The sequence below is a fragment of the Streptomyces sp. NPDC050743 genome (assembly GCF_044456925.1).
GTDB lineage: Bacteria > Actinomycetota > Actinomycetes > Streptomycetales > Streptomycetaceae > Streptomyces.
In genome coordinates, this window is the sequence record NZ_JBITGJ010000004.1 from 177,047 (window position 1) to 189,344 (window position 12,298).

Genomic DNA, 12,298 nt, shown 5'->3' on the forward strand with positions numbered 1-12,298 from the left:
AGCCGGGCGGCGGTGGGGTGCGCTGATGCGGGCCTGACGCAAGAACGTTCCGCCGTCGGTGAGTCAGGTCTCGATGGCCGGCCACGCGCGTGCTCGGCGCTCTTGCTCCGGCACGAAACCGCCGTGGACGATCTCGTCGACCAGGGTCTCGGCATCGATCACGGCGTCGGCCAGACGGGAGAGGGCCGCGGCGTCGTCGGGCCACGGGCTGCTCGCGGGTCGGCACTGGTCGAGCAGCGCCGGGGCGTGGTCGACGACGGTCAGGAAACGGCGCCAGGCGTGGTCGAGGAACAACTCCGTCGCGGCGCCGCGAGCGGCGGCGCTCAGCGGGGTGGCGTCGCTGTAGCGGCCGGAGGCGTTCATGGCCTGCCAAGTGTCGTGCTCGCAGCGGATGTCCCCGAGTACAGCGGCGATGGCCGCCGTCTGGCGGGCGTGGACGGCCTGCTCGTAGGCCGGAAGGTACCGGCCGGTGAGTGCCTGGGCAGCCCGTCCGGCAAACGGCGGCAGGACGATGCTGCGCGGGGCGTGGGGATCGCCGTAGCCCCCTTCCAGTCCCTCGGGCGAGAAGGACCCCACCAGGTAGTCGAGTTGACGGCCGGGCCGTTCGATGAACAGCAGCGTGGTGCCCTGCACCGCGTCGGTGAGGAGCGCGGCGTAGGGGATTCGCTCGCTCTGGACGGCGCGGCCGAGTTCGCCGCTGTCCCAGATCCAGGGGACGAGGTCTTCCTGCCAGGCGGGGTGCGAGTAGATCTCGACCGAGGCGTGCCACTGGCCGGGCAGGAGGCGCGCGAGGTCGCGGGCGGCGTCGCCGATGAACCGGCGGCTGCTCGTGTGCACGCTGGTGCGGTGCCGCTTCGCGCACCTGATCAGGTCGACCACGGTGGTCTTGGTGCCGTCCGCGGGCAGGTGCCAGACGCCGTCGTCGTCCCGCTGGAAGCCGCTCTCCGCGAGGGCGGTGTGCGCCCAGGGGTACTGCTCGCCCGAGGCGATGGCGACGATCCCGGACTCCCGGCTGTGCGACAGGATGATCTGCGCCTCAGCCATGGACCAGGTCCTCGCCACCGCGCAGGACGGAGCGCAGGCTGCGGCCGTACGCCCAGGCGTGCTCGCGGGCCGCCGCCTCCAGTTGGTCGTATCCGACCTGGGCTGTCATCTGCCCGTTCCACTTGCGGTACCGGTACACGGGGACCGGCAGCAGGATCCCGGGGGCGAGAGCGGTCACGCCGAGGGCCGCGCAGTAGTCCTCACCCTGGACGAGGCCGCCCATCGGCGCAGCGCGCACGAGGTCGGTGCGGGCGAGGATCGTGGTCGGTCCGATGGGGATGGTGTCCGCCGGCGACTTCCAGTACGTCCACACGTCGCCGGCCTCGTGCTGGCCGGGCGGCGTGGGGCAGCGCCACAGGGTGGTCGAGCCGTCGGGGTACTTGTCCTCGCTCCAGCCCGCACACCAGCCGACCCCGGTGGACTCCAGGGTGTTCAGCCGTACGGCCATCGCATCGTCGGTGAACTCGTCATCGTCATCTGCCCAGTTGGTGTACGGGGTGCGTACGTGGCCGAGGGCCAGGTTGCGGGCGCAGGCGGCGCCGACCGGCCGGGGCAGCGCCAGGGTGCGAACGCGGGCATCTTGTGCGAGCGGGGCCGGCAGGCGGTCGGGCGAAGCACCGTCGAGCGCAATCACGGCCTGCCATGGCACCGTCTGCCGGGTGAGGCTGGCGTGCATGGCGGCCAGGTAAGCCAGCCGGTCTTCGCGCAGGCGGCTGGCGATGATGACGGTGATCAAGGGCTTGGTGTGCGGGGGCAGAGGGGGCTCCGGGAAGGCGAGGGGGAACTAGCGGCGGGCGGAGGGGCGTGGGGTGCCAGCCTTCGCCGGGGCTGCGGCAGGAGCGCTGTGTGGCCGCCTGCTACGCGAAGCCGGGATGGTCGGTGCGGGGTCGAGGGAGGACCAGGCGGCCGGGTGGTCGTTGAAGGCGGTACGTGGATCGATGGCCCAGCTCACGACCGGGCCGGTGTCCTCGTGCAGGAGGCTGATCACCTCGACGCCCTCCTTGTGCAGGACGTAACCCCACTCCATGTCCTGCTCGTCGGCGGTCGCGTCGGTGACCGACATGCGTACCGGTGGAGAGCCGTCCGGGGTGACCAGGTGGTCGAGGGTTCGGCTGGGCCAGTGCTCGCCGCCGGTCAGCGCGGCCACGAGTGCCGGCGGGGCATCGTCGAGGAGATCGGTGCCGAGTTCCTCCCAGCCGACGGCGACGTCGTCGATGAGGTGCCGGCACATGGTCTCGATGTCGCGTCCGAACTTGTACTGGTAGGCGGCCAGGAGCAGGGGGAGGTGGTGGCTGGGCACGCCGTCGAGCTGGACGTGGATGCCGGTGTACCCCGTGCCGACGGTGGGGCGGGCGATGAATGAGTGAGTGGACAGGGAGCTCTCCGCAGCAAGCAGGGGGCGGGAAGTTTTCGGCGGCCATCAGGTGGCGCGCGTGCGTCTACACGCGCTCCGACCAGGACGGGACCGGCGGGCCGGAGGCATCGGTGCGGGCGCACGTATAGCCGATCAGGCGGGACGGGGCGGCCTTCGCGGGGACGGTGGCGGCGTCGTTGCACACGAATATGTACGTGATGGAGGTGCGGGGCACATCGTGGAGCCAGGCCCGGTCCTCCTTGCCCGGGTTGATCTGCAGGCCGGAGTGCGCGACGGCGTCGGTCTGCGTGTGCATGTGGGAGAAGAGAACCAGCGCGCCGCCGTCGGCGGTCTTGAGAGCGTAGGCGTCCTTGTAGCGGTTGGCGGCGCCGGCGAAGACGGTGGTGCCCTGGTCGCCAAAACGGGTGCCGGTCTTGTCGTGGACCTCGATCTGCCGCTTGCTCGCCGTGGTCGGCGTGAAGACCTTCGTCCCGGTGTGCGTGCCGCCGGTGGCGAAATTGTCGAGCACCGCGGTGCGCAGCAGGTTCGCGTCGGCGGCAAGGTGCTTGTTGCCGACGGCGGCAACGGCCGTCGCGTACCCGTCGTGGTCGAGGGCGATGTCCGGCAGTTTCGGGCTGTCGAGATCGACGACGGAGACCATCTCCCAGCGCTTGTGCTGGGGGCGTTCCGCGAACACCGCCAGCCGCGAGGGGGCCTTGCCTTTCTGGTCCGAGAGCGCGGCGGCGAACCAGCGGTCCTGTCCGGCTCCCAGGCGCGGGATGTACAGCTTGGCGTCCGCGTCGTCGTAGGACCACGGCTTGTACGGCTTGCGGTCCGCCGTGGGAAGTCCCTCGGTCTCGGTGTAGTCCGAGACGGACATTGCGTACAACGGGCCGTCCTCGACCGTGTTGAGCAGGCGCCGGTCGCGGTCGGCGTTGGCCTCGTTGTTGATCTTCGAGTAGTGGGTGATGACGTCGCGGGCCTGGGCGGCGCTGAGGGCAGGCGCCGGCTTCGGCGCGCTGCTGGCGCTGGGCGACTGCTTGGCGACAGCGGTGCCGTCGTCGGCACAGCCGGTGAGGGCCAGGGCGAGACAGGCGACGCTGGCGAACAGCGGCAGGGTGCCGCGGGCGATGCGGATGGGGACTCCAAGGATCTGGGGGCGGGGGCGGGTCAGCGCGTACGGCGGATCGGGAGCGCGGCCTTCACTGAGGCTGGCGGAAGGGCGGCGCTGGTGGTGGGTGCGGAGTGGCGCAGGTTCACGCCGATGCCCTTGGCCGTGAGCTGCTGGACCACGGCGTGGACGCGAAGGGCGCGATCGCTTTCCCCGTAGGCGGTGGGCAGGAGGAACGCTGCTTGGTGCGGGTGGTACTGGAAGCCGTGGGTGTACAGGGTCATGCGGGCATCCACCGGCACGCTCTCGTACGGTGCGCCGAGGGCGCCGTCGCTGTAGAGGGTCAGCGTGAGGATCTGGTCGACCTGTGGCGGTTGGGGCCGGTGCGGTGGCTGGGGCTGGTGCGCCGCGTTGTTGAGGACGGCCTGCAGGGATTCTCCGTAGCGGGGCAGCAGCCGCCGGGCGACTCGTGCTGCCGCGCGTGCGGGGTCCTTGGGAACGGCGATGCCGTTGGGTTCCTCGACTCCGGCGAAGTGGTGGGGCTTGATGTGCGTGCTGTCGGGTGCGAGCGGGGCGACGACGAACTGGTGCAGATAGCGGGGGCGGTCGGCCACGTACAGCCTCTGGTCGGCCGGCCCGTGGAGCACGGCGTCGTGGGTGAGGACGTACTGGCTGATGACGTAGTCGACGTGGCCGGTGTCCCAGAGCTGTTCGGTGCGGGGGAACTGGTCGGCGTACTGCGAGTGGCGCTGGTACTGGCTGGTCCAGGTGCCGGGCAGGCGCGCGGAAAGGCCGGCGGCGAAGGCGGCCAGGTCGGTGCGGAGTGAGGTCATGTGTTCCGGGAGGGAAGCGATGGTCCGGGGTCAGCGCGTGTGCCGCGGCTGTGCCGGCGGGAGCACTCGCGGGGGAAGGGACGGTGCACGGGCCGGGCTGGAGGGCAGTCGCGGTGCCGACGCGAGCGGAGTGAGGGCCCGCATCCTGTCCTCGGCCACGTGCAGGACCTCTCCGAGGTTGCGGATCTCGGCGGCGGCGTCGGCGAGGTCGTAGGACAGGTCGAAGCCGTCGTCCTCCTCCGCTTCCTTGGCCTTCTCCCCGGCTGCTTCGAAGAACTCGCCGAGCTGCGCCAGCAGTCCGTCGGTGGGCTCCAGGATCTGGTGCAGCAGGGCAGCGGCATCCGCATGCGACTCCGCTCCGTTGAGCCGGTCGGTCAGAGCGCGCAGCGCGTCGCCGTAGACGTAGATGGGAGCGTCGTCGGGTGTGCCGGGGACGCCCTGGGCCTGGGGCGGGGGCGTCGGCTGGGCTGAGTGCACGTGTGGGCTTTCGCCGGGCAAGACGGGGTGCGGCAGCAGGCCGAGCTTGGCCAGGCGGTGGTTGATCGCCTCGATCAGGGGCTGGGCGCTGCCGCCGTGGCGGGCTTCGGGCCGCTGGGGAGCGCCGGGGTCGTCGGAGGGGGCCGAGTCGTAGAGGACCTCGAACAGCGACGGGTCGTCGGGGTGCTCACGCGTCGCGATCCAGCCCTCGGGGTCTCCGGGCGGGCGCTCGGAGGACGGCTCCTGCGGCGGACCGATGATCAGGTAACTGTCGTCGGGGAGAGAGACGCGCACGATGTAGGCGCTGAGGCCGAACTCGATGTCGCACTGCAGGCCGCGCGCCCGCAGCGGCGTGGTGATGTGCGCGTGGCGACGCCACAGCTCCTGCCACCACGGGGTGTCCACGTTGCGGTGGTCGGGAAGCGGTGCGAGCGAGGCAACGCGGCGGGAATCTGGGGTGCTCGCTTCGTCAGCGGCCACGGTTCCTCCCGCGGGAGGAGGCGGGCGATCGGTGCGGTGGAGGCGTCCGTCCAGTGGGGGTGACTCCCGGCTGCGACTCCTGACTGAAGCCGAGTTCGTACTCGTCGTGGGTGGCGATCAGGTCGCGTTCCATCTGGGCGTCCTGGTCGGCGACCTGTGCCATGAGGTCGTCGACTTCGGCTCCGCGTTGTTGGTATTCGGCCCATTCGGTGGCGTTCAGGTGAGGGGGACGTTTCAAGAGGACTTCGTGTGCAGGCGGTGGCGGTGCCGTGTCGATCAACAGTGGTGGTCCCTCGGGATCGCGTTTGCGAGAGTTGGGCGGGACTGGAATCGCAGAAAGAGAGCTATCGGCGGGGTGCGGTATCGGGGGACGGAGGAGCGGGCGGGACGCCTGCGCTGGCCCCAGGCTGGCCGCCGGTCGGTGTCGCGGGGGTGGGAGCCGGGTCGTAGGCGGCGCGCAGCCTGCTCAGGCCGGCCTCGTCGGCGAGGGCCAGGACCGACAGCGCCCGGCTGGCCGCCGTCATCAGCAGGTTTGAGGGAGATCCCTTGGCCGCACCGCGGTTCTCCCGCCGCCACCGGGCGGCGGCGACGAGGTAGTCGCTCACGGCGCGCAGTGCAGGTTCGGCGGCGTCCAGGACGTGGTCGGTGACTGCTTCGATCTCTGCCGGAGTCTGAGCCGCGGCGAGGGCGTCCAGGTAGGGGGTGAGATCAGGTGCGGGCCAGGGCTGGTCCGGCAGCGGATGCGCGTCGAGGAAGGGCTGCGCGTCGCGTCGCGCCCACCGCTTCAGGTCGCCGCGGGTGGCGAGGTTGTACCGGGCGGCGTGGATCTGGTCGGCGTCGCGGCCGACGTTGTCGTACAGGTCGAAGTCCGGGTCACGCGGGGAGATACGAGAGTCCTTCGATGGGGTGTTGTCAAGGTTCGTGAACTAGACGCATTTTCAATGCATTCGGGCGTCGGTGTCGAAGAGCGCCAGCTCGTTGGGATGCAGCAGGTGCTGGACGATGAAGGATCTGCCAGCGACTTTCCACAGACCACGGCCCCGGTTGAGGTGCGCGATGGCGTCCATTTCCACAGAGGTCAGGCCCAGCAGGGCGGCGGCGGCGTGGAGTTGGTCGGTCTCCTGGCGGTAGATGATCCGGGTGCTGCAGTCGGCGAGGAGGCCCTCGGCGAGGGCGCGGCCTTGTGATCCGGCGTCGCCGGCGGTGAGCAGGTCGGACAGCCGGTGGATCACCATGAGGTTGGCGATACCGAGGCCGCGGCTGAGCTTCCACTGGGCCTGCATCCGCTGCAGCAGGCCGACGTGCCGCATCAGTCGCCACGCCTCGTCGTACACGATCCAGCGCCTGCCGCCGTTCGGATCGGAGAGGGCGGACTCCATCCAGGCACTTGCGCAGGTCATGGCCAGGACGAGGGCGGTGTCGTCGCCGGATCCGCCCAGGCGGGACAGGTCGATGGTGAGCATCGGCGCGTGCGGGTCGAAGGCGACGGTGGAGGGGGCGTCGAACATGCCGGCCAGGTCACCGTGGACGAGGCGGCGCGTCGCGTGGGCCAGGTCGCGTGCGGCGTCGCCGAGCTGGCCGGACATCATGCCGGCGGCTTCGTCGAGCGCACTGGGGTTGTTGAGGGTGGCGGCGACGTCGCCGAGGAGTGGGGTGCGGCCGGTGGCGGTGGCGCGGGTGACGACGGCGTCGAGGGCGACGTCGAGGGCGGTGTGCTCCATGGGCATCAGGTCTCGGCCCAGGACGGTCCGGGCGAGGGAGCCTAGCAGGAGCAGGCGCCGTTTGCGGATCTCGCCGACCCAGTCGGCCTCCGTGACGCTGTCCGGTCGCGGGGCCGCGTCCAGGGGGTTCAGGCGTCCGGGCAGTCCGGGGCCGAGAGCGACGGACCGGCCGCCGAGGGCTTGCGCCACCGGCGTCCACTCGCCTTTGGGATCACAGGGGACGTAGACGCGGTAGCCGAAGGCCACCGAGCGCAGCGCGAAGGACTTGGCGAGCGCGCTCTTGCCCTGGCCGATCACCCCGGCGAGCAGGAGGTTGGGGTTGGTGAATCCCTCGACCTTGCCGTACAGCGCGAACGGGTCGAAGACGAACGATGCCTCGGCGTGGACGTCGCGGCCGATGTAGATGCCCTCGGCGCCGAGCCCGCCTTCGGCCAGGAACGGATACGCGCCGGCGGCCACGGCGGTGGTCATGCGGTGGGCGGGCAGCTTCAGCCGGTTGTTACGGGCGGAGGCGGGCCCGGGACGTCCACTCGAAGGGTAGAGCGGAGCGGGCATCTCGTGCTCGGCGGGTGTGCTCTTGGCCTGGTGGGCGGTGGCTTCGGCGCGGGCCTTGGCGGTGGCTTCGGCGAGCTGGCGGCGGGCGGCCTTGCGGCTGGCCCGGTCGGTGCCGTGGGGGGTGAACAGCGGGCTGGCGGAGGCGCGGCGGGCGCGGCGAGCGGGCCGGTGGCTCATCGGGGGCCCTCGATTCTGCGGGTGGTGCTCATCGCACGCAGGCCGTGGTGTGCGGACGGAGGTCGGTGGGGGTGGTCTTGCGCCGGATGCTGTGCCCGGCGGCGAGGTGGCGTTGGCAGATGGTCAGTACGGGCGGCCCTTCGGGCAGCCGTTCCGGATGGCAGGCGCTCGTCTCGGTGTCTGCCTGCGCTGTGTTGCCGGGCAGCAGGTGGAAGGCGGCGTGGAGCTCGGTGGCGGCCTGCCACAGCCGGGTGTGCGCGGTGGCGAGGTGGCGGCCTGCTGCAGGATGCGGGGGCCGCGCTACCTCGGCCAACTGGTCGATGAACCGGTGTAGTTCGGTGAGGTGGGCGTGGAGGGTGTCGAGGTGCCCGCGATCCGGGAGCGTGGCACGGTTGAGGGCCCGAGCGTGGTGGCGGACGCCTGCGGTGGCGGCCCGAAGGTAGGGGTGCGCGTCGGGCGCGCTGGGACAGGGAGGGCTCAATGGGAGGTCCTTGCCGCCAAAGAGGCGGGAGCGGGGTGTGGGGGCGAACTGGCAGCTACAGGGTGGTGCGGGCCAGGGGGAGTGCGGCGACGGCGAACGCGTCGGGCTGCTGGTAGTTCAGCCGTCGCAGGTCGACGCCCGAGGTGACGGCGTGGGTCTCGATCTGGGCGCAGGCGGCGTCCAGGAGGGCGTCGGTCTCGGCGGTGACGGTGACGAGGCCGGTCAGGGCGACGTCCGCGTGTCCGGCGATGAGCTGGCGCTCACGCTGTTTGACGTCGGCGTACTCGACGGAGTCTTCTTCGCTGTCGACCTGACCGCGGCGTGCGCGCTCGTTGGCGTCGGCGATGATCGCGGCCTTCTTGCGCTGGACGTCCCGCAGCGCGGACTCGAGCCCCTGCGGGACATAGATCAGGGACAGGCTGCGTCGCACGCCGGCCGTGAACATGAGGCCGTGCATGAAGCCGGCGTTCGTCTCGGTGCGGGGCCAGTTCTCCACCCAATAGGTGGCGTGCCGTGCGCTGTCGGTGGCGAGGCGGTCGTACTCCTCGACCTGGACGACGGGCCCGGCTGCTGCGGGATCGGCTTCGGCGCGGCCGGTGTCGGACCACTGCTGGAGTGCGGCAAGAGCCCTGGGGTCGTAGGCGGTGCGGATGACGGCGGCGATCTCCCGCGCGGTCAGCCACCCGGTGACCATCAGTCCGGCGTTGCGGGCCGCCTGGGCGATGGAGGCGGTGGTCTGCTCCATGACGGTGAACGCCCCGGGCAGCCCGCCGCCGGCCTGCGAGATCAGCCGCCGGGCGGCTTTGAGGTCGAGGGAGATGGCGAGGTAGGTCTCGTGGGGTGCGGCGGCGGGGCCGGCCGAGGCGACCAGTTCGGAGTAGATCTGTCCGGCGACCGGTGTCTGGGGCTGCCCGTTCTGGGCCCAGTGGCGGGTGAGGGTGTCGCCGCTGTCGGGGACGGTGCGTTCCAGCACCTGCACGGTGGCGATGTGCCCGGTGCGGGCGATGCCCGCGAGCGCGCGTCCCCAGCTGCCCACGTTGTGGTTCTGGGTGGCGGGGTCGAGGAGGGCGAAGGCGCGGCTGCTGACCCGTGCGATGGCGGTCAGGGTCTGCCGGTGTGGGTCGTGCACGGCCGCGGCGCCGTTGGCGGAGTCGCCGGGGGTGACCACCTTGAGGGAGGCGGCCGTGCCGGGCAGGTGGAGGATGCCGTCCTGCCGGGGCCGGGTGACGGGCCGGGCGAGCCAGAGCGTCTGGCCGGTGCGTCGGCGCTGTGCGTAGCGGGCGACGATCGGCGCCCAGTCGATCAGGGAGCGTCCGTGCCGACGGATCACCACGAGCGCACCGGAAGCCGCCCACAGCGGTGCCAGGGCGACGGCGCCGACCAGCCCGGTGGAGACCACCGTCATCAGCAGCAGCGCCAGCGTGCAGGAAACAAGGACGAGTTGCGGCAGGGAGAGGCCGAGGAGGATGCCGCGGCGGGACCGGTGCGGAAACTTCACCGTGACCGGAGCGACGGAGAGATCAGTCAAGGGGCGGGTCCTGAAGACGCGGGCGGAAACCCGGGGGCGGGGGTGCAGTACACGTCCCGCCCCCGGTAGACGGACAGGGGATCAGAGGCCGGTCGCAGGCGGCTGCGGTGAGGCCGTCCCGCTGGGCGTGGCGTTCTGTGCCCCAGGGGACGGCGGTGCGCCCTGCGGCGGCGGGGTCGTGGTCGGCGGCACTGACTGCCAGCCGCCTTGCTGGCCGGACGCGGCGCTCACGCCGGATCCACCCGGCCCCGGGCTGCCGCCCACCTGGCCGCTGGTGTCATCCGACACGCTCGTCGGCGCGGGCTGGACGGCCTTCTCCAGGCCGGACTTCATGGCACCGCCACCGGGCGAGCCGCCCGTTCCGCCACCCTGCGAAGCGTCCTTGCCGCCGCCGCTGTCGCCGGTCGGGTTGGCGGCGATGTCGCCGGGGAATCCGCCTCCGCCTGCGGCGTCGGGGCCTTGTGCGGCGGCGACACCCGCTCCGGCTGCCGCGCCGCCGGTTCCGGCGGTGGCGGCTGCTGCCGCGGCCTTGCGGGCGACGTTCTCGGCGTGGGCCTTGGCGATCTGCGCTCCTGCGCCGCCGGCGCGGTGGATGGACTCGCCGTCGGTGCCGTCGGCCGCCCAGTGCACGAACTTGAAGACGGCATAGGGGCACAGCAGCACCAGGATCATGATCACGATGCCGGACATGACGTCGGCGAGGGCGGCGATGCCGTCGGTGGCGTCGGTCTTGCCCATGGCGGCGATGCCGAGCACGAAGATCACAGTCATCAGCAATTTACTGACGACGAGGGTGGCGGTGGCTTCGATCCAGCCCTTGCGCCAGCGGCGTGCGACTTCCCAGCCGCCGCCGGCGGACGCGAAGACGGCCAGGGTGACCATGACGAGGATGCCGACCTTGCGGACCATCATCACGCACCAGTAGAGGAAGGCGCCGATGGCGGCGCCGAGACCGACGACGACCGGGACGAGCCAGCCGAGTCCGGCCAGGGACCCGATCTGGCTGACCTTCACGATGCGGCGCACGGCCGACTCGATGCTCAGGTGCGCGGTCTTGAACAGGCCGTCGCTGACGGCGTCGACGACTTCGACGGCGACCGTGGTCAGGGCGATGGCGCAGAACGCGAACAGGACCCCTGACATGGTGCCGGTGAACGCCTGGGTGAGGGCTTGTCCGTCGCGTCTGACGGCGGCCCGGACGAGCTGCGCGCAGAAGGTGGCGACCAGCAGGACCAGGCCCAACGGCAGCAGCATCTCGTAGTTGTCGCGGAACCAACCGGCGTTCAGGTCGACCTTCGTGGTGGTGTTGACCGCCTTGGCGGCCAAGTCGGCCGCTGCCGCAGCCAGCTCACCTGCGGACTTCGCCATCCAGTCACCGATGGCCTTGCCAGGGTCCGAGGCGAAATCGACCGCGTCGCCGACCGCACAGAGCTTGTCCGCCAGGGGGTAATCACAGAAACCCACGGGGAATTACTCCTCCTTATCTCGTGTCAGGCGCGGGTCACTGCGTGACGCTCGGAGCGATGGCGGCCAGGGCACAGTCGTGGCCGGGGCGGCACTGCACGGCCAGGGTCACGGCGCGCTCCTCGGCTCCGCCGCCGCCCTTCTTCCAGGCGATCTGCTGCGCGCCGTTGACGGTGACGACGTAGATGTACGCCTCGGTGATCGCCGAGGGGTCCTCGGCGAGGGCCTGCTTGAACGCGCCCGGGTAGTGGCCTTCGGTGACGCGGGCGGTGGCGCGCTGGTCCTGGTCGGCCATCCGCGACCACAGCAACGGATCAGGGACCTGGCCGGACACGGACGCCCAGTCGGCGTAGGCGGGCTCCTTGGTCATCCACGCGTGCATGCCGGCGAGCTGCTGGTCGCGGCTGGTGTCGCCGGTGTCGTAGGACCACAGCATCTGGGCTGCTGCCTTGGCGTACGCGACCGGCTCGGCGATCTGCGGAGGCTTGGGCACGGAACCGGAGTCGGCCTCGGGTTTCGGGGCGGGGGCCTCGGAGGAGGATGGGCTGTGCGCCGTGGCCGGCCCGGCAGCGGCCGGATCCCGGTGGGCGTTGCCGCTGCCGGACAGCCAGGCGACGGCTGCGGCGATGGTGAGCAGGACGGTGACGACCAGAGCGACGATGGCGATGCGCCGGTTGGCCGACCAGCCGACGCCGTAAGAGGACAGCGAGAGGGCGGGGAATCGGTTCCGCATCAGTGGACCTGCGAGCCGAGGGTGGAGAAGAACGCGACGATTCCGTTCGCGGCGCCGAGACCGAGGGCGGCGCCCGCGGCGACGACGGCGCCCTTCTTGCCGTTGGCCTCGGCCTGGTGGCCGCCGGTGTGGTGGCCCCATGCCCACACGCCGAGCGAGACGGCGAGGGCGCCGACGACGGCGATGATCCCGAACATGTTGATCGAGTTGACGACGTTCTTCAGCACGCTCAGGCCGGGCAGGCCGCCGCCCTTGGGCGAGATCCCTGGGTCGTAGGCGAGCTGGATGACGCGGTCTGCGAGAGGGAGGGACATAGGTGTGGCGGGGCTCCTTGCCTACG

14 protein-coding genes are annotated in these 12,298 nt (G+C 71.4%); all 14 read right to left on the reverse strand.

The window, feature by feature from the left end; genetic code table 11:
- Positions 1 to 63 precede the first annotated feature (63 nt).
- Positions 64 to 1,044: a hypothetical protein gene (locus ACIBJF_RS06630; protein WP_399172599.1), complete on the reverse strand. Its 981-nt coding sequence runs from the start codon at positions 1,042 to 1,044 to the stop codon at positions 64 to 66.
- On the reverse strand, positions 1,037 to 1,780 hold the full coding sequence (locus tag ACIBJF_RS06635) for a glycosyltransferase family 2 protein (protein ID WP_388653552.1): 744 nt from the start codon (positions 1,778 to 1,780) through the stop codon (positions 1,037 to 1,039). The genes ACIBJF_RS06630 and ACIBJF_RS06635 overlap by 8 nt, the downstream gene beginning before the upstream one ends.
- A gap of 48 nt (positions 1,781 to 1,828) precedes the next feature.
- A complete protein-coding gene (locus ACIBJF_RS06640) occupies positions 1,829 to 2,344 on the reverse strand; it encodes a hypothetical protein (protein ID WP_399172600.1) in 516 nt (171 codons plus the stop codon).
- Between the two features lie 139 nt (positions 2,345 to 2,483).
- Complete coding sequence (locus tag ACIBJF_RS06645; protein ID WP_399172601.1) at positions 2,484 to 3,278, reverse strand: hypothetical protein; 795 nt, start codon at positions 3,276 to 3,278, stop codon at positions 2,484 to 2,486.
- A 290-nt stretch (positions 3,279 to 3,568) separates the two neighbouring features.
- Complete coding sequence (locus ACIBJF_RS06650; RefSeq protein WP_356307287.1) at positions 3,569 to 4,342, reverse strand: hypothetical protein; 774 nt, start codon at positions 4,340 to 4,342, stop codon at positions 3,569 to 3,571.
- 30 nt (positions 4,343 to 4,372) lie between these two features.
- The gene (locus tag ACIBJF_RS06655; protein ID WP_399172602.1) at positions 4,373 to 5,299 is read right to left on the reverse strand and encodes a hypothetical protein; all 927 of its coding nucleotides are present in this window, start codon (positions 5,297 to 5,299) and stop codon (positions 4,373 to 4,375) included.
- On the reverse strand, positions 5,289 to 5,537 hold the full coding sequence (locus ACIBJF_RS06660) for a hypothetical protein (protein WP_399172603.1): 249 nt from the start codon (positions 5,535 to 5,537) through the stop codon (positions 5,289 to 5,291). The genes ACIBJF_RS06655 and ACIBJF_RS06660 overlap by 11 nt, the downstream gene beginning before the upstream one ends.
- Before the next feature lie 106 nt (positions 5,538 to 5,643).
- Entirely contained in the window at positions 5,644 to 5,904 is a 261-nt protein-coding gene (locus ACIBJF_RS06665; RefSeq protein WP_399172604.1) for a hypothetical protein, read from the reverse strand.
- A gap of 333 nt (positions 5,905 to 6,237) precedes the next feature.
- Positions 6,238 to 7,752, reverse strand: a complete 1,515-nt coding sequence (locus ACIBJF_RS06670; RefSeq protein ID WP_399172605.1) for an ATP-binding protein — start codon at positions 7,750 to 7,752, stop codon at positions 6,238 to 6,240.
- A gap of 28 nt (positions 7,753 to 7,780) precedes the next feature.
- A complete protein-coding gene (locus tag ACIBJF_RS06675) occupies positions 7,781 to 8,233 on the reverse strand; it encodes a DUF6238 family protein (protein ID WP_399172606.1) in 453 nt (150 codons plus the stop codon).
- A 55-nt stretch (positions 8,234 to 8,288) separates the two neighbouring features.
- The gene (locus ACIBJF_RS06680) at positions 8,289 to 9,761 is read right to left on the reverse strand and encodes an SCO6880 family protein (protein WP_399172607.1); all 1,473 of its coding nucleotides are present in this window, start codon (positions 9,759 to 9,761) and stop codon (positions 8,289 to 8,291) included.
- Positions 9,762 to 9,842: 81 nt separating this feature from the next.
- Entirely contained in the window at positions 9,843 to 11,225 is a 1,383-nt protein-coding gene (locus ACIBJF_RS06685; RefSeq protein WP_399172608.1) for an ATP-binding protein, read from the reverse strand.
- A gap of 37 nt (positions 11,226 to 11,262) precedes the next feature.
- Positions 11,263 to 11,958, reverse strand: coding sequence for a hypothetical protein (locus ACIBJF_RS06690; protein WP_399172609.1), 696 nt, complete (start codon positions 11,956 to 11,958; stop codon positions 11,263 to 11,265).
- Positions 11,958 to 12,272: a DUF6112 family protein gene (locus tag ACIBJF_RS06695; protein WP_006143162.1), complete on the reverse strand. Its 315-nt coding sequence runs from the start codon at positions 12,270 to 12,272 to the stop codon at positions 11,958 to 11,960. Before ACIBJF_RS06695 ends, ACIBJF_RS06690 begins: the two co-directional genes overlap by 1 nt.
- Positions 12,273 to 12,298: the final 26 nt, after the last annotated feature.